Source organism: Streptomyces sp. NPDC024017 (assembly GCF_040638895.1).
Classification (GTDB): Bacteria; Actinomycetota; Actinomycetes; order Streptomycetales; family Streptomycetaceae; genus Streptomyces.
The window spans coordinates 412,419-428,349 of record NZ_JBEZYZ010000002.1 but is presented as its reverse complement, the minus strand read 5'-3'; the positions used below and the strand labels follow the sequence as shown (position 1 = coordinate 428,349).

The 15,931-nt window shown below is 72.6% G+C and carries 14 protein-coding genes; 8 read left to right on the top strand and 6 right to left on the bottom strand.

From position 1 onward, the window contains the following. Positions 1-234: 234 nt before the first annotated feature. Positions 235-2,292 (bottom strand): RICIN domain-containing protein, encoded by a 2,058-nt coding sequence (locus AB0G20_RS06715; protein WP_361296814.1) that lies wholly within the window; start codon positions 2,290-2,292, stop codon positions 235-237. 306 nt (positions 2,293-2,598) lie between these two features. On the opposite strand from AB0G20_RS06715, the gene AB0G20_RS06710 reads away from it, so the two are divergent. Next, positions 2,599-3,585 (top strand): LacI family DNA-binding transcriptional regulator, encoded by a 987-nt coding sequence (locus AB0G20_RS06710; RefSeq protein ID WP_361296811.1) that lies wholly within the window; start codon positions 2,599-2,601, stop codon positions 3,583-3,585. A gap of 58 nt (positions 3,586-3,643) precedes the next feature. Here the strand turns inward: AB0G20_RS06710 and AB0G20_RS06705 are convergent, their stop codons facing one another. After that, positions 3,644-4,009, bottom strand: a complete 366-nt coding sequence (locus AB0G20_RS06705) for a nuclear transport factor 2 family protein (protein ID WP_361296808.1) — start codon at positions 4,007-4,009, stop codon at positions 3,644-3,646. Between the two features lie 99 nt (positions 4,010-4,108). Between AB0G20_RS06705 and AB0G20_RS06700 the strand changes: the two genes are divergently transcribed. Together AB0G20_RS06700 and AB0G20_RS06695 are read left to right on the top strand one after the other, a co-directional pair. Next, positions 4,109-5,029, top strand: coding sequence for a LysR substrate-binding domain-containing protein (locus AB0G20_RS06700; protein WP_361296805.1), 921 nt, complete (start codon positions 4,109-4,111; stop codon positions 5,027-5,029). 2 nt (positions 5,030-5,031) lie between these two features. Next, on the top strand, positions 5,032-5,664 hold the full coding sequence (locus tag AB0G20_RS06695) for an ankyrin repeat domain-containing protein (protein WP_361297720.1): 633 nt from the start codon (positions 5,032-5,034) through the stop codon (positions 5,662-5,664). On the opposite strand, the gene AB0G20_RS06690 is transcribed toward AB0G20_RS06695, so the two are convergent. Continuing rightward, positions 5,657-6,136 (bottom strand): MarR family transcriptional regulator, encoded by a 480-nt coding sequence (locus AB0G20_RS06690; protein WP_361296802.1) that lies wholly within the window; start codon positions 6,134-6,136, stop codon positions 5,657-5,659. The two genes, AB0G20_RS06695 and AB0G20_RS06690, sit on opposite strands and share 8 nt — an antisense overlap. 72 nt (positions 6,137-6,208) lie before the next feature. Between AB0G20_RS06690 and pip the strand changes: the two genes are divergently transcribed. Continuing rightward, the gene (gene pip, locus AB0G20_RS06685; RefSeq protein WP_361296799.1) at positions 6,209-7,171 is read left to right on the top strand and encodes a prolyl aminopeptidase; all 963 of its coding nucleotides are present in this window, start codon (positions 6,209-6,211) and stop codon (positions 7,169-7,171) included. Between the two features lie 29 nt (positions 7,172-7,200). Here the strand turns inward: pip and AB0G20_RS06680 are convergent, their stop codons facing one another. Beyond that, positions 7,201-8,544, bottom strand: coding sequence for a BTAD domain-containing putative transcriptional regulator (locus AB0G20_RS06680; RefSeq protein WP_361296796.1), 1,344 nt, complete (start codon positions 8,542-8,544; stop codon positions 7,201-7,203). Positions 8,545-8,663: 119 nt separating this feature from the next. Here AB0G20_RS06680 and AB0G20_RS06675 point away from each other — a divergent pair, with 119 nt between their 5' ends. From AB0G20_RS06675 to AB0G20_RS06660, 4 genes are all read left to right on the top strand, one after another. Next, the gene (locus AB0G20_RS06675; RefSeq protein WP_361296793.1) at positions 8,664-9,170 is read left to right on the top strand and encodes a hypothetical protein; all 507 of its coding nucleotides are present in this window, start codon (positions 8,664-8,666) and stop codon (positions 9,168-9,170) included. Between the two features lie 136 nt (positions 9,171-9,306). Further along, a complete protein-coding gene (locus AB0G20_RS06670; RefSeq protein ID WP_361296790.1) occupies positions 9,307-11,511 on the top strand; it encodes an MMPL family transporter in 2,205 nt (734 codons plus the stop codon). Between the two features lie 5 nt (positions 11,512-11,516). Then, positions 11,517-12,722, top strand: a complete 1,206-nt coding sequence (locus AB0G20_RS06665) for a sensor histidine kinase (protein ID WP_361296787.1) — start codon at positions 11,517-11,519, stop codon at positions 12,720-12,722. Further along, entirely contained in the window at positions 12,719-13,357 is a 639-nt protein-coding gene (locus tag AB0G20_RS06660; RefSeq protein ID WP_361296784.1) for a response regulator transcription factor, read from the top strand. Before AB0G20_RS06665 ends, AB0G20_RS06660 begins: the two co-directional genes overlap by 4 nt. Positions 13,358-13,361: 4 nt before the next feature. Here AB0G20_RS06660 and AB0G20_RS06655 read toward each other — a convergent pair whose 3' ends face one another. Next, positions 13,362-14,630, bottom strand: coding sequence for a VWA-like domain-containing protein (locus tag AB0G20_RS06655; protein WP_361296781.1), 1,269 nt, complete (start codon positions 14,628-14,630; stop codon positions 13,362-13,364). Then, positions 14,627-15,904, bottom strand: a complete 1,278-nt coding sequence (locus AB0G20_RS06650; protein ID WP_361296778.1) for a MoxR family ATPase — start codon at positions 15,902-15,904, stop codon at positions 14,627-14,629. Before AB0G20_RS06650 ends, AB0G20_RS06655 begins: the two co-directional genes overlap by 4 nt. Between the last annotated feature and the right edge of the window lie 27 nt (positions 15,905-15,931).

Genomic DNA, 15,931 nt, shown 5'->3' with positions numbered 1-15,931 from the left:
GCGAAGGCTTCCGTGTGTGGTGGAGGTGTCGAATCCTCACCGCACGGAGGCCTTCGTGTCCCACCGTGATGCCCGGCTGACCCGTTCATGGCAGACGGCTGCTGGTCGAACGTGTCCGCACCGGACGAGGCTGGGGGCGACCGGGCGACCGGAGAGGCCGGGTGGCGCGCGGCGCCCCCGGCTCCGCGGCCGGGAGGGCGGCGGTGCCGGGGGCGTCGAGGGCTGGACGGGGGGTCAGCTGCCCGTCACGTCCGTGATCTTCCAGCGCTGGTTGGATCCCGAGTTCGGCTGCCAGACGCCCACAGGGGCGCCGTCGTTCGTGGACTGGCCTCCTACATCCGGGAGTTGGCCGGTCGCCGCGTTCACGAGCGTCCACGTGCCGTCGCCGGTCGAGGACGCGATCCACTGCGCCGCCTCGTCGCGGCGGCCCTCGTCGGGTTCGGCGACCAGGGCGCCGTCGCGGATGGCCAGGCGCTTGTCCGCGCCGGTCTCGGTGAGGACGTAGCGCTTGCGGTTGTCCTCGCCGCGGATCTGCTCCACCCGCCACTGCTGACCGCTGGGGTCGGTGGCGTTCGGGGTCTTGATGACCAGGCCCGTGCCGTTGCCGGCGATGGTGAGGTCCTTGCCGCTCTGGACGCCGGTCAGGCGGTAGGTGTGGCCCTTGCGCAGTTCCGCCGCGTCCTTCGCGACACCCGAGACGCCCTTGACGAGGAACGACGTCACCGACTGTGCGGGCACCGAGAGCGTGGCCTGCTTGCCGGTGACGCGGACGGGCTTCTGCTTCTCCAGCTTGCCGTCGGCGCTGGTCACCACCGGGGTGACCGTGGCACGGGAGGAGACCCGGCCGAACTTCGACAGGTCGAGTGTGACCTCACGCGCCTCGGTGGCGCTGTTGACGTGGACGACGGTCGCCGCGTCGCCCTTGCGGGAGACCGCCGCGGTGCTGGACGTGTCGTTCGTCTTGATCAGCCGGTCGCCGGGCTTGATGAAGTGCGTGAAGTTGCGGGCCGTGTCGAACTTGGTGTTGGTGTAGATCGGGCAGGACTTCAGGGTGTCCTTCGAGGTGCAGCTGAACGGGAGCTGGATCTCGCCCCAGTTGCCGCCCTTGGCGGACTCCCCGCCCGGCTTCATGTTGTCGTAGTCCTCGACGGGCTGCCAGAACACCCAAGCCTTGGGCTCCAGTTCACGCAGGTCGTCCACCATGCGCTGGGCGAGGCCCAGGCCGGGCCGCATGTCCGTGAAGCTCTGGCCGTCGCCCCAGTCGCCCTCGACCTCGCTCATCCACAGCGGCTTGTCGGCGGCCTTGGCGAGGTCGCGGACGGTGGTGCGCTGGCTCGTGCCGTAGGTGTGGACGTTCATCTGGGCGACGAGGTCGCGGACCTCCTGGGGGTAGGAGTTCCAGTTCGTCGCGAAGGTGCCGGGGTTGGTCTCGTCCATCGCGGATATCTCCGCGCCGCTCCGGGACTTCTCCAGGACCGGGGCGAGCGCGCGGAGCACCTTCTGCTGGAGCTCGGGGCCGATGTGGGCGCCCTCCTGGCGGCCTCCGGTCGGCTCGCCGTCCGGGCCGAGCTTGGTGCCCCAGTAGTTGGTGTTCGGCTCGTTGAACGGGTCCAGCGTGTCGACCTTGATGCCGTGCGCCTTCTCCAGCCGCTCGGTCGCGCCCACCAGGTACTTGGCGAAGTCCTCGACGGACTCCGGCTTCAGCTGGTCCTTGCCCGCGTCGAAGTTGCCGGAGACGTAGCCGCTCTCGGTCATGAACCAGGGCGGGGAGTTGCTGAAGGTCTCCCAGTGGGTGATGTCCTTCTTGATGCGGTCGACCCACCAGCGCTGCGTCTTGTCCGCGTTCTTGTTCCAGTCGGCCGGGTCGTCCGGGTCCCACCAGTCGACGTCCTCGCGGGTGGTGCCCGCCGGGGCCTTCCACCAGCCCTCGACCGCGCCGCCGGCCCGCAGGTAGTCCTTGACGTCGGGGGCGTTGCCGCCGCCGATGTTGTACCGGGCGATGTTCAGGTTGAGACCGTCGTCGCCGAAGAGGAGCTTGTAGAGCTTCTCGCGGACCGCGGGCGGGTAGTCACCGGTGGCGTTGGCGAACCAGACCAGGCTGGTGCCCCAGCCCTCGAACCTGTCCCCGGCGTAGGAGGGGTCGGGCCGGACGGTGACGCCGGCCGCGGCGGCCTCGGCCGCGGCCGGCTCGGCGTGCGCGGCGGGCAGGGTGGCGGTGGCCAGGACGGTTCCGGTCGCCAAGGTGACGCCGATGGCCCCGAGGAGCCTTCTCTTGCGGGTGCGGTGTGCCATCTCGAGTACTCCAGCTCTTCTGCGTGCCGCGCGTCCCGGCGCACGCAGAGATCGGGGCCTACGTGGTGCGAATGATGCGGATCCGGCGCCTTCTCGTACGATTTCGACTAGGCAATGTTTACGTAAACATCCACTGGCGGGATGTCTACACTGTCCGAATCTCAGGGGTCAAGGAGTCGTTCCGGACCGAAATTTGCGCGCCGGTCGCGTAGGGAGGGGAATGTGGGCACAGTGGACGGCGAGAGCGAGTCGAGAGGCACGAGCCGTACGAGAAAGCGTGCGGCCCGGCCCCGCCAGGGCGCGTCCATGGCGGACGTCGCACAGCTCGCCGGAGTGTCGTCCCAGACGGTCTCCCGCGTCTCGAACGGCTTCCCGGGCGTCACCGAGGACACCCGCGCGCAGGTCCTGGCCGCCATGCGGGAGCTGGGCTACCGCCCCAACAGCGCGGCCCGGGCGCTGCGCCGCGGCGAGTTCCGCACCCTCGGCGTGATCACCTTCTCCCTCTCCACCATGGGCAACATCCGCACCCTGGAGGCCATCGCCACCTCCGCCGCCGAGCACGGGTACGCCGTCACCCTGCTGCCCGTGGCCGTCCCCACCCAGGACGAGGTGAACGGCGCCTTCTCCCGGCTGGGGGAGCTCGCCGTGGACGCCGTCATCGTCATCATGGAGATCCATCTGCTCGACGCGGCGACGGTCTCCCTCCCGCCCGGCGTGCAGGTCGTGGTGGCCGATTCCGACGCCGGCGACCGCTACACCGTCGTCGACACCGACCAGGCGGGCGGCGCCCGTGACGCCGTACGGCACCTCCTGGACCTCGGCCACGACACGGTCTGGCACCTGGCCGGCCCGGAGGGCTCCTTCGCCGCCCAGCGCCGCGCCAACGCCTGGCGCACCACCCTCACCGAGGCGGGCCGCACCCCACCGCCCCTGGTGCGCGGCGACTGGTCGGCCGAATCCGGCTACCGGGCCGGTCTGCGGCTGGCCGACGAGCCGGACTGCACGGCGGTGTTCACGGCCAACGACCAGATGGCGCTCGGCCTGCTCCGCGCCCTCCACGAACGCGGCCGCCGCGTCCCCGACGACATCAGCGTCATCGGCTTCGACGACATCCCCGAGTCCGCGTCCTTCCTCCCACCCCTCACCACGATCCACCAGGACTTCGCGGAGGTGGGGCGGCTGTGCGTGGAGGGAGTGCTCAGCAAGATGCGGGCGGACGGGGTGGAACACGGGACGACGTTGGTGCCCACGCGGCTGGTGCGGCGGGCGAGCACGGCGCCGAAGCCGAGTTGAGGGACGCGGGCGGCGGGTCCCGGGCCGCGGGGACGATCCGGCAGGTCCGCCGGGGTTCTCAGGGTGCGGCCGGCAGGAACTCCGGCTGATCCAGCACCCGCAGCCAGCTCCCGTCCGACTGCCGCCGGACCACCTGCGCCCGGGCCCCCGTCCCGTCCTTCGGCGGGGTGGAGGTGAGGGCGATGTCGCCGTGGATCAGGGTCGGCAGGGGCTGCTCCGGTTCGAAGTGGGGGCGGTTGGCGAGGACCTTCTCCCAGAGGGCGCGGATCGCTTCGCGGCCGACCGTGCGCCGGCCGGGCGGATAGGCCAGGACCGCGTCCTCCTCGTAGAGCGCGGCGACCCCGGCCGCGTCGCCCGCGTTGGAGCGTTCGACGAACAGGCGGGTGATGTCCTCGGGGCGCATGGCCTTCTCGTACTCCGGCATGGGTCCTCCTGGCGTCGGGATTCCTCGGTGCCTTCAGCCTCGTAGGGCGGCCATCAGAAGTCCAACAGATGGATGTGCTGGCATCTAGAATTGCCAGTCATGGAACTGAGGCAGCTGGAGTACTTCGTCACGGTCGCCGAGGAGCGGAACTTCACGCGGGCCGCCGAGCGGGTGCACATCAGCCAGTCCGGGGTCAGCGCCCAGATCCGCCAGTTGGAGCGGGAGCTCGGGGCCGAGCTCTTCGACCGGTCGGCGCGCACCGCGACGCTCACCGCCGCGGGCAGGGCAGCGCTCGACCACGCCCGTGCGGCGCTCGCGGCGGCCGCGGCGGTCGGGCAGGCGGTGGGTGAGGTGACCGGCCTGATCCGGGGCCGGCTCGTGGTCGGGATGGTCATCGGCTGCACCCTCACGCCCCTGTTCGACGCCCTCTCCGCGTTCCACCGGGCCCACCCGGGCGTGGAGATCTCGCTGCAGGAGGACAACTCCGACCGGCTCGTCGAGGCGGTGCGCCTCGGCACGGCCGATGTGGCCCTCGTCGGGACGGCTGCCGCCCCTGAAGGGCTGGAGGCGTTGACGATCATCAGCGAGCGGCTCGTCGTCGTGGTTCCGGACGCTCATCCCCTGGCGTCACGCCGGCGGGTCACACTGCGGGACGTCGCCGCCCATCCGATCGTGTGCATGCCCCCGGGCACCGGTCTGCGCACGGTCTTCGACGGGGCCTGCGCCGCGCAGGATCTGCGGCCCGGGATCGCGCTGCAGGCCAGCGCCGCGGACGCCGTCGCGGACCTCGCGGCCCGGGGACTGGGCGTCGCCGTTCTCAGCGAGTCGATGGCCGCGGGACACCGGGACCGGGTTGTCGTCCGCACCATCGACGACGTCGAGGACCCGGCGCTGCTCGCGCTGGTCTGGAGGAGCGGTCGGAGTCCCGCGGTCCGGGAGCTGCTTACGTACTGCGAGCGGGAGTTCGGCGGGCCCGGGGGCGGTCGGCCGTCGCCGGGGTCCGTTAGCGTGACCGGGTGATCATGTTGCTGGAGTGGGACGGCCTCACCGACCGCGAGCGCTTCAACCAGTGGTACCTGGACCAGCGGGACCAGTTCTCGGACATGGCCCGGGACGCCGACTGGAACCGTCTCTTCGAGGTGCTGGGCGAGAAGCCGGGGTGGGTCAATCTCCCCCGGCCCGGGAACCGCAGCGGCTTCTCCCCGCTGCACCAGGCGGCCTGGCACGGCGCGGACTTCGCCGTGGTGTCCCGGCTGATCGGCCACGGCGCCTGGCGCACGCAGCGCGCCCGGGACGGCCGCCGCCCCGTCGACGTCGCCCGGGAGCAGGGGCACACGCACCTGCTGGAGCTCCTCGAACCGGTCACGGTGCGGCCCCTACCCTCTCCGCCGGACGCCCTGGAGCAGCGTTTCCACACCCTGATGCGGGAGACGACCGGCCGGTGCTTCGAGGAGATCGAACACCTTCTGCCACCGCTCGCTCCCCTCACGGAGGGGCTCGCGGTGAAGGTCGTCTTCACGGTGGTCGGCATGATGGGCGGCTTCCGGTACCACCTGGAGCAGGACTACGTGCATGTGCACGCCAGTTCGCGGATGGACGCCGACGACGGAGCCCACTACAAGCTGACCCCGGCGGGCTGGACCAAGATCAAGTAGCCGTGCGTGCGGCCGCCACCCGCTCCGCGAACGGCCGCCGGCCCACCGCCTGGGCCACCTCCGTCAGCAACTCCCCCAGCGGCATGGACAGTTCCGCGTCCAGCTCCGCCATCGCCGCCTTCGTCGCCTCCCACTCCGCCTCGATCCGGGGCAGCAGCGCCCGGGCCTTGGGGGTGAGGCCGACCAGCCGGCGGCGGGCGTCCAGCGGATCGGGGGTGTGGGTGACCAGGCCCGCGCGGGCCATCTGGGCCGCCGTCTGGCTCGCGGCCGAGTGCGTGACGCCGATCGCCGCGGCCACGTCGCGCACGGAGAGCGGGCCTTCGGCCAGCAGCGCCCGGACGACCGGGGAGAAGCGGGGGCGGTACTCGGCGAGGCCCTGCTCCTCGTAGACCTTGGCCACATCTCCGTCGAGCAGTTCCAGGACGTGACGGAGCAGCGTCCCCACGGCTTCCGGATCCGGTTGATTCCTCACCCTGTTAATCTAACAGCGCTGTCACATCACGCTGTTCATCCGAAGCAGGCAGGTCAGGAGAGGACATCACGCATGGCCGAGCTCCATCCCGCCGGCATCGAGCCGTACGCGCACGGCATGCTCGACGTCGGCGACGGCAACCGCGTGTACTGGGAGGCCTGCGGGAATCCCGCGGGCAAGCCCGCTCTCGTGCTGCACGGCGGGCCGGGGTCGGGGGCGGGGCCGTTCTGGCGGCGGCTGTTCGACCCGGCGGCGTATCGCATCGTGCTCCTGGACCAGCGCGGGTGCGGGCGGAGCACTCCCGACGCCGCCGATCCGCGGACCTCGCTCGCCGCCAACACCACGCCCCATCTGATCGCCGACATCGAGCAGCTGCGGCAGTACCTCGGCATCGAGGCGTGGCTCGTCCTCGGCGGCTCCTGGGGCGTGACGCTCGCGCTGGCCTACGCCGAGCAGCACCCCGATTCCGTGTCCGAGCTGGTCCTCTTCAGCGTCACCAACACCACGCGCCGCGAGGTGGAGTGGGTCACCCGGGACATGGGGCGGATCTTCCCCGAGGAGTGGGCCCGCTTCCGGGACGCCGTACCGGAGGCGGAGCGCGACGGGAGTCTGGTGGACGCCTACGCCCGGATGCTCGCCGACCCCGATCCGGCCGTACGGGAGCGGGCCGCGCGGGAGTGGTGCCGGTGGGAGGACGTGCACGTCTCCACCCGGCCGGGGCACCAGCCCGACCCCCGTTACGAGGACCCGCTCTTCCGGATGCGCTTCGCCCGCCTCGTCACGCACTACTGGCGGCACGCCGCCTTCCTGGAGGACGGTGCGCTGCTGCGCGACGCGGGGAAGCTGTCCGGCATCCCCGGCGTGATGATCCACGGCCGGATGGACATCAGCGGGCCTCCGGACATCGCCTGGCGACTGGCCCAGGTGTGGCCGGACGCGGAACTCGTCCTGATCGGCGACGAGGGGCACGGGCTGTCGGGGACCTCCACGACGGCAGCCCTCCTGGCGGCGACGGCCCGCTTCCGGAGCGTGTGACCGGTCGGTGAGCCCGGACCGGTACACCGTCAGCTGCCGCCCGGGGCCCGCCTCGCCCCGCACGTGCCCAGGCTGCACCACCTGCGGCGGCCGCTTTCGTCGAGGAACAGCCAGCCGCAGTCACGGCTGGGGCAGCTGCGGACGGTGAAGCGGCGGGGGTCGGCGAGGAGTTCGGCCGCCGTGCGGGCCACCGCGTGCAGGGGGAGGCGCAGGCCTGCCGAGGGGGAGGGCCGCCAGCATCCCAGGCCGTCCTCGCGCCGGGTGAAGACCGAGCCGCTCGCGGACTCCTCCACCACGGCGGCGACCGCCTTGAAGGCCCGGCCGTCCTGCGGGTCGGTCAGGCAGGCGTACAGGTCCGTACGGAACCGCCGGGCCTCGTCGAGAGCGGCGGCTGCCTCGTCCGGCCGGTGCAGGGCCTGCTCCCGCAGCCGGGCGACCTGCCGCTCCTCGACCAGGTCCACGTGCCCGGCCCATACGGCGAGCGTGGCGTACCGGAGCAGCCACTCCGAGCCGGGCAGCCGGTCGCCGTCCCACCCGGCGTAGGTGTTGCAGAAGTCCAGCGCGGGGTGCCCGCTGGTGCTCCAGGGCAGCCACTGGTCGTCGACCCGTACCGCGTAGACGGGCCCGGGCGGCCGGTCCAGCCGGGGGTCGCCGCTCAGCATCCGCTCGTGCAGGGTGCGCAGTTCGCGGTTCGGCTCGATGCCGAGGTCTCTCGCGAGGAGGGTGCGCGTACGGCCGTACAACCGGAGCGCCTCCGCTTGGCGGCCCGCGCGGTGCAGGGCGGTCATCTGCGCGGCGACCAGCCGTTCGCGGGTCGGGTGCTCCTGGAGCACCGGTGTCAGGTCGGCGGCCACCCGCTCGTGCAGACCCATGCCGAGCTGCGCCTGTGCCCGTTCTTCCACGGCCGACAGCCGCAGTTCGCCGAGCCGGCCGTCGAGGCGTGTGCGCAGCCGGTCGTCGGCGACATCCGCGAGCAGCGGGCCGTGCCAGAGGGCGAGGGCACGGTCGTAGAGGCCGGTCCGCTCCGCCGGATCACGGGCGTCGGCCGCCTGCCCGACGAGCGCGGTGAACTCCTGCGCGTCGATCCGGTGAGGGCCCTGCTCCACGGCGTAGCCCTCGTGCCGGGTCTCGACGGACACCCCGTAGGGCCGGAGCGCGGCGCGGAGCCGGCCGACATAGGTGTGGACGGTGGCGCGGGCCGAGGCGGGCGGATCGGTGTCCCACAGGAGGTCGATGAGGCGGTCGGTCGCTACGGCGCGGCCCGCGTGCAGCAGCAGGACCGCCAGCAGGCACCGCTCCTGACGGCGGCTGCCGAGCAGCACGGGCCGCCCCTCGTGACGGGCGGCGAACGGACCGAGCAACTGGAAATCCATGGCTGCCCGGCAGCGTAGCCGTGCGGCCGGGGCCGCGGCCGGGCGTGGTGAGGCTTTGGTCAGGGGCAGGGGCGAGACTTCGGCGCAGCTTCCTTCCACCCCTCTGCCCAGGGAGAACCATGCGCCGAACCGCCCTCGCCCCGCTGGCACTTGTGGCCGTGCTCCTCGGCACGCAGCCCGCGTCCGCCGCGACCCCGCCCGGCTGGGAGCCCGCGCCCTCCGCCCCGTGGGACGTCGGCGCCGGCGTGCGGTGCGACTTCCCCGTCCACGGCGAGCCCGTCGTCGACGAGGTGGTGCGGCGGGTGCTGAGCACCCACCCCGACGGTTCCGCGCGGCGGGTGGCGTACCGGGGCGATCTCGTCGTGCGCGTCACGAACACCGACACCCGCGCCTCCTTCGACGCCGACGTGAGCGGCTCGGCCGTCGTCGAGTACCGGCCTGACGGCTCCCAGTTCTGGGCGGTGCGCGGACCGGTGCTGGTCGGCGTGGGGGCGGGCCAGGGCAGTCTGCCGCGCGGCCTGTACGTCGTCGACGGCGTCTACACGATGGACATCGGCGCCGGCGGATACAAGACCGTGCACCTCGTCCACGGGACGACCGACGACCTGTGCGCCCGCATCGGCTGACACCGCCCGAGGAGAGCTCCGGTGAACCCGGGGAGCGTGGGGTTTTCCCCAGGTGCGGGGTCCACCGACCGGTGGACGGCAGGTTCAACCGAGTACCTCTGTCCGACAACTTGCCTGTTCAGCAACGCTTTTGGGCATGAATTCATTCTCTGTGCGCGTGGCGCGCTGGAGTGCGCGGCACCCCTGGCGGGCGATCGTCGGCTGGCTGGTGTTCGTGGCACTGTGTCTGGGGGCCGGCAGTGCCGTCGGCACGAACAGCGCGAAGACGGCGGACTACCGGGTCGGTGAGGCCGGGCGGGCCGAGGCCCTCGCTACCGAGGCCCATCTGGAGCGAAGGCCCGCAGAGCAGGTGCTGATCTCCTCCCGCTCGGGCGGTGCTCTCGAACAGGGCGCCGCCCGGACCGCCGCGAAGGATCTCACCGACCGGATGCGGAAGCTGCCGGAAGTGGCGGGCGTGGCAGAGCCGTTGCTGTCCGAGGACCGCCGGATCCTGATGGTCGAGGTATCGCTCAAGGGCGAGGAGCGGGACGCCAAGGACAAGGTCGACGCGCTCGTGGCGCAGACTTCGGCGGTGCAGAAGGGACACCCCGGGCTGCTGCTGGAGGAGACCGGAAGCCCTTCCGTCAGCAAGGGCGTCGACCAGCAGCGCAGTGACGACCTGGCGCTCTCCGAGGCGATCACCCTGCCGGTCACGCTGGTGACGCTGCTGGTGGTGTTCGGGTCGGTGACCATGGCCGGGGTGCCGTTGCTGCTGGCGCTGTCGTCGATCGCGGCGGCGGTGGGGTTGTCCATGGTCGTCTCCCACCTGTCGCCCGACGCCGGGGTCGGCACGAACGTCATCCTGATGATCGGCCTCGCGGTCGGCGTCGACTACACGCTCTTCTATCTCAAGCGCGAGCGGGAGGAACGGGCCCGCTCCGGCGGGCGGCTGTCCTCCGAGGCACTGGTGGAGCTGGCCGCCGCGACCTCGGGCCGGGCCGTCGTGGTCTCCGGGCTCGCGGTGGTCGCCTCCACGGCGACGCTGTACCTGGCCTCCGACGTGATCTTCTCCTCCCTCGCGACCGGCACGATCGTGGTGGTCCTGGTGGCGGTGGCGAGTTCGCTGACGGCTCTGCCCGCGCTGCTCGTCAAGCTCGGGCAGCGGGCGGAGCACAGGGCGCGTCGGCGGCACGAGCGCGGGAAGCCTGAACACCGGGGGCGGGGTGAGAGCGGCGGCGGCCGGATGTGGGCCATGCTGCTACGGCCCGCGGCGCGCCATCCCCTGGCCACCCTGTGCGTCTCGGTACTCGCCCTGCTCGCCCTCGTCGTCCCGCTGGCCGGGCTGAAGATCACCGAGATGAGCCGGGACACGCACTCCCGCGACATCCCGGCGATGAAGGTGTACGACCGGCTCAACGAGGCGTTCCCGGAGCGGCGGGTGACCCACCAGGTCGTCGTCCGCGCCGACGCCTCGCGATCGGCGGAGGTCGCCTCGGCCCTGCGCGTGGTGACCGAGCGGGCCGCGAACGACCCGCTGTTCACCGGGGCTTCGCAGGTCCGGACCTCGGCCGACGACCGCACCAGCGCCCTCGAACTGAAGGTGCCGTATCTCGGCAACTCCGGCGAGGCGTACGACTCCCTCGACCGGCTGCGGGACGACTTCCTGCCCGCGACCGTGGGCCGGATCACCGGCGCCGAGTACGGCGTGACCGGGGACGTCGCCCGCTATGCCGACTATCCGGCCCACCAGAACGGCAAACTGCCACTGGTGCTGGGGGCGTTGCTGCTGGTGACGTTCGCGATGACCGTGTACGCCTTCCGCTCGGTCGTGCTCGGACTGCTCGGCGTCGTCCTGAACCTGCTGTCCGCGGGGGCGGCGCTCGGGCTGCTGGTCCTGGTCTTCCAGGGGACGTGGGCCGAGGGCCTGCTGGACTTCGACTCCACCGGGTCGATCGGGTCGCGCGTGCCGCTGTTCCTCTTCGTGATCCTCTTCGGACTGTCGATGGACTACCAGGTGTTCGTGGTCAGCCGGATCAGGGAGGCGGCGCTCGCGGGCGTGCCCACACGGCGGGCCGTGCTGGAGGGGATCCACTCCTCGGCGAGCGTGGTGACCAGTGCCGCGGTCGTGATGACGACCGTGTTCGCCAGTTTCGTCTTTCTCCACATCATCGAGATGAAGCAGATCGGGTTCGTCCTGGCGGCGGCCGTGCTGATCGACGCGGTCGTGGTCCGGGCCCTGGTCCTGCCGGCGGCGATGCTGCTGCTGGGCGAGGCGAGCTGGTGGCCCTCGCGCGCTGTGCGGCGGGCGACGTCCGCCCAGGAGAAAAGCGCCTCCTCCCGCGCGGCGGTCGACGTACGTTGATCGGTATGACCGCTCTCGCCGGGTCCACCGCCGACGCCTTCTGGGCCACGTCGCTGCGCCGCTGGAACGCGGTGTGCTGGCTGCTGTTCGCCGTGATGGCCGTCGGGTTGGTCGCCATGGACCGGCCCGGCGGGAGCAAGTACGCGGCGCTGATCCTGCTGGGCGGGGTGGTGCTGTGCTACGCGGTCCTGGACCGCTTCCCGGGCAACCCCGTCGTAGGGCCGCACGTGTACCTGTCGGTGCTGGTGGTGGCCCTGGGCGGGCTGGCGTATCTGCGCGGCAACTACGCGGCGCTGTTCATGGTGACGCTGCCGCACTACTGGATGTTCGGACGGACCCCGAGGGCCTCGATGGTGTTCCTGGGGCTCGCCACGGCAGCGACCCTCGCCGGGAGCGTGCTGCGGGAGGACGGCTGGACGGTGGGGTTCTTCACCGAGACGCTCGTGTCCACGCTGATCGTCGTCGCCGTGGGAGTGCTGATCGGGCTGTGGGCTCACTCGGTCGTCGCGCAGAGCGCCGAACGGGCCCGGCTGATCACCGAACTGGAGGAGACGCAGGCCCGGTTGTCCGAGGCGCATCAGCGGCAGGGCGCGGCGGACGAACGGGAGCGGTTGGCCCGGGAGATCCACGACACGCTCGCCCAGGGCTTCGCCTCGATCATCGTGCTCGCCGAGGCGGCCCGGGCGGGGATCGCAGCCGCCCCGGACCGAAGTGCCCAGCAGCTGCGGTCGATCGAGTCCACCGCACGGGAGAACCTCGCCGAGGCGCGGGAGTTGGTCGGCTCGCCCCAGAGCTCCGGTCAGGCTGCGGCCGGTTCGGTGGCGCAGACCCTCCGCCGCACCCTGGATCGATTCGTGGAGGACACCGGCCTCACCGTCGACGCCGAGCTGGCGGACCTGGAGTGCGACCAGCAGACCCGGATCGCGCTGCTGCGCTGCACCCAGGAGTCCCTGGCCAACGTGCGCAAGCACGCCCGCGCCTCCACGGTCGGCGTGGTCCTGGCCCGGCAGCCGTACGGCGTGGAACTCGAAATCACCGACGACGGGACCGGGTTCGTAGTGGAGGGGTCTTCGGGCTTCGGCCTGGACGGTATGCGCAAACGGCTGGCGGAGCTGGGCGGGAGGCTGACGGTGACGAGTTCGGTGGGTGACGGGACGCGGGTGCTGGCGCTGATACCACTGACGGCCGCGGTGAACGGAGCTCCGGCATGACCGAAGGACCGCTCCGCGTCATCGTCGTGGACGACCACGCGGTCATGCGAGCCGGAGTGATGGCCCTGCTGGCCTCCGAGACCGGCATCCGGATCGTCGGCGAGGCGGGTGACGGCCGCGCCGCACTTGCCCTCGTCGAACGCCACGCACCAGATGTCGCCCTGGTCGATCTGAGGATGGCCGTACTGGACGGGGTGGCGACGACGACCGAGATCGTTTCGCGCTTCCCCCGCACCCGGGTGCTGATCCTGACGACGTACGACACGGACGCGGAGATCGAGCGTGCGGTGGAGGCCGGTGCGATCGGCTATCTCCTCAAGGACACCACCCGTGAGCAACTGGCCGACGCGATCCACGCGGCGGCGCGCGGCGAGACCGTCCTGGCCCCCCGGGTCGCCGAACGGCTGGTCGCCCGCATGCGCCAGCCCGCCCAGGTCCCGCTCACGGCCCGTGAGGCGGACGTCCTGAACGCGGTCGCGGACGGCCTCACCAACGCCGAGATCGGCCGCCGCCTCGTCATCGCCGAGGCCACGGTGAAGACCCACCTGCTCCGGCTGTTCGCCAAGCTCGACGTCAACGACCGGACGCGGGCGGTGGTGGTGGCGATGGAGCGGGGGTTGTTGCGGAGGCCTTGATCCGTCACGAGCCGATGTCCACCACCCGGGCCCACTCCGGGGGCGAGTCCGGGACGTACTCGGGGTTGGACTCGTCGTAGTTCTCGTGGCCGCGGGGGAACAGGCCCACCACCGTGCGGCACGGGGGCCGGGTGCCCGGCCAGGGGGTCTGGCCGTCGGTGAGGGCGACGATGACGTCGGGGGACGGGCGGGTGCGCAGGGCGCGGGTGAAGCCGGCGCGGAGGTCCGTGCCGCCGCCGCCCGTGAGCGGGATGCCCTCGGCGCGGCACAGGCGTCGGGCGATCCCGGCCGAGGCGTCGCAGGGCACCACGGTGACCAGGTCGCGGCGGCCGCCCACGGCCCGGGCGATCGCGGCGACCTCCAGGAGCGCGCTGCCCAGTTCGGCGTCGCTGACCGAGCCGGAGGTGTCGATGACGACGGACACTCGGGGCGGGCGGCGGCGCAGGCTCGGCAGGACCGTGCCGGGCAGCGCCGTGGAACGCCGGGCGGGCCGGCCGTAGGTGTAGTCCTCGCCCGCGCCGGGGCCGGAGGCCGCCGAGCGGACCGCCGCGCCCAGCAGTTCCCGCCACGGCTGGGGCGGGTGAAAGGCCTCCTCGGCCCAGCGCCGCCAGCCCTGCGGGGCGTTGCCGGGGCGGCCGGTGATGCCCTGCGCCACCCGGAAGCGGACCGCGTCCCGCTCCTGCTCGCTCAGGCCGTGCGCGCCGTCCGGGCCGAGTTCCCACTCCCGGTCCAGGCCGTCGGCGCCGCTGCCGCAGTCCAGCCAGGCCAGGTCCTGCGACCGCGGGCCCAGGCTGAACTGCCGCAGGTACTCCTCCATCAACTCGTTCTCGGACAGGCCGAGATCACCCGGTTGCACGACGCCCTCCGGGCGGGCCAGGCCGTCGCCGTAGACGTCGTCGTTGATCTCGAAGTCCGCGGCGATGTTCATCCGCAGCCGCTCTCCCGGGCCGTTCAGGCCCCGCTCCCTCGCGACCCGGTCGCTGCGCCGGTGGTGGTCGCGCAGCAGGTGCGACACCTCGTGCACCCACACGCCCGCCAACTCCTCGACGGGCGTGCGGTCCACGAACACCGGCGACACATAGCACCGCCAGTACCGGTCGACGCCCATCGTCGGCACGCGCCGCGACTCGACGACGTGCAGGGCGAAGAGGGCCGTCGCGAGGTAGGGGCGGACGCGGGCGGCGTGCAGGCGGGCCGTGAAGAGCTTGTCCCGGTCGAGGGACCCGGGGGCGGCCTCGGGCAAGTCGCCGGGTCCCCGGCCGGTCGTCGTCATCGGCCCGCCTTCGCCGCGGCCGCGACCGCGGCCGTGGTTCGGTCCGCCCGGCGGGACAGGGACACCACGCCGGCCAGGCGCTCGATCGACGTCGGGACGTCCCAGTCGTCGCGGCGCAGGGAGGCCAGTGTGGTCGCCGGGACGACCACCACGTCCGGGGGGCCGGTCTCCAGGGCCTTGACCAGGAGCGCCCAGGCCGCGTCCCAGCGGGACCGCTCCGGGCGGTTGCGGACCGCGTCCACGACGCCGTCCAGCGCGGCCTGGCGCAGGTCCCCCCGCTCGGGCAGCACCGCACCGGCCGGGTCGGCCAGCAGTGTCTCGGGGTCCGGGAGGTCCATCCGGTCCAGGCTCGCCAGCAGTTCGAGACCGGGCCCGTCCCCGACGGTGCCCCGGACCAGCAGGGAGAGGACGTCACGGGAGGAGCCGGCCGCGGTCGCGAAGGCGATCAGGTGCAGCGTCATCTCCCAGCTGCGGGGCGACGGCCAGGGCCCGCCCCGGCGCGTCTCGCCACTGGGCAGGCGGTGCGCGAGCCCGGGGCGTGCGGTGAGCAGCCCGCACACGGCACGGCGGGCGAAGTCCACGGCCTCCGGCAGCCTCCGCGGGTCGAGCCGGGGCAAGGTCGCCCGGGGCCAGGTGCCGCCGAGGCCGCGGACGACGACGTCGGGGTCGTGCGTCCACTGCAGGTGGACGAAGCGGTTGGCGAGCGGCGGGCTCAGTTCCCAGCCGTCGGCGGCCGAGGCGCGCGGGTTGGCGGCGGCCACGATCCGCACGCCCGGCGGCAGCCGCAGCGCGCCGATCCGCCGCTCCAGCACGAGCCGGAGCAGGGCGGCCTGCACGGCGGGCGGCGCGGTGGAGAGTTCGTCGAGGAACAGCAGCCCCCGGCCGGCCCGGACCAGGCGTACGGCCCAGTCCGGCGGGGCCATCGGCACGCCCTGCTCGGCGGGGTCGTCGCCGACGATCGGCAGCCCCGAGAAGTCGGACGGCTCGTGCACGCTCGCGATCACCGTGGTGAGCGGCAGGTCCAGGGCCGTGGCGAGCTGGGTCAGGGCCGCGGTCTTGCCGATGCCCGGCTCGCCCCACAGCAGCACGGGCAGGTCGGCGGCCACGGCCAGCGTGAGGGCCTCCAGTTGGGTGTCGGGGCGCGGTTCGGTGGTGGTGTCCCGCAGCAGGGCCAGCAGGTCGCCGGCCACGTCGAGCTGGGAAGCGGTGCCGGGCTGGGAAGCGGTGCCGGGCTGGGAAGCGGTGTCGGGCAGGGGCGAGATGTGAGTGCGCATGTGTGATCACCTGTGTGCCGGTGGTGA

What these genes read in the sequence shown, in the direction of transcription:
- AB0G20_RS06710 (WP_361296811.1), top strand. Translation starts at nt 2,599, where the DNA reads ATGGCGGACGTCGCACAGCTCGCCGGAGTGTCGTCCCAGACGGTCTCC.
- AB0G20_RS06655 (WP_361296781.1), bottom strand. Translation starts at nt 14,630, where the DNA reads ATGACGACGACCGGCCGGGGACCCGGCGACTTGCCCGAGGCCGCCCCC.
- AB0G20_RS06705 (WP_361296808.1), bottom strand. Translation starts at nt 4,009, where the DNA reads ATGCCGGAGTACGAGAAGGCCATGCGCCCCGAGGACATCACCCGCCTG.
- AB0G20_RS06670 (WP_361296790.1), top strand. Translation starts at nt 9,307, where the DNA reads ATGAATTCATTCTCTGTGCGCGTGGCGCGCTGGAGTGCGCGGCACCCC.
- AB0G20_RS06700 (WP_361296805.1), top strand. Translation starts at nt 4,109, where the DNA reads ATGGAACTGAGGCAGCTGGAGTACTTCGTCACGGTCGCCGAGGAGCGG.
- AB0G20_RS06675 (WP_361296793.1), top strand. Translation starts at nt 8,664, where the DNA reads ATGCGCCGAACCGCCCTCGCCCCGCTGGCACTTGTGGCCGTGCTCCTC.
- AB0G20_RS06650 (WP_361296778.1), bottom strand. Translation starts at nt 15,904, where the DNA reads ATGCGCACTCACATCTCGCCCCTGCCCGACACCGCTTCCCAGCCCGGC.
- AB0G20_RS06715 (WP_361296814.1), bottom strand. Translation starts at nt 2,292, where the DNA reads ATGGCACACCGCACCCGCAAGAGAAGGCTCCTCGGGGCCATCGGCGTC.
- AB0G20_RS06695 (WP_361297720.1), top strand. Translation starts at nt 5,032, where the DNA reads ATGTTGCTGGAGTGGGACGGCCTCACCGACCGCGAGCGCTTCAACCAG.
- AB0G20_RS06680 (WP_361296796.1), bottom strand. Translation starts at nt 8,544, where the DNA reads ATGGATTTCCAGTTGCTCGGTCCGTTCGCCGCCCGTCACGAGGGGCGG.
- AB0G20_RS06660 (WP_361296784.1), top strand. Translation starts at nt 12,719, where the DNA reads ATGACCGAAGGACCGCTCCGCGTCATCGTCGTGGACGACCACGCGGTC.
- pip (WP_361296799.1), top strand. Translation starts at nt 6,209, where the DNA reads ATGGCCGAGCTCCATCCCGCCGGCATCGAGCCGTACGCGCACGGCATG.
- AB0G20_RS06665 (WP_361296787.1), top strand. Translation starts at nt 11,517, where the DNA reads ATGACCGCTCTCGCCGGGTCCACCGCCGACGCCTTCTGGGCCACGTCG.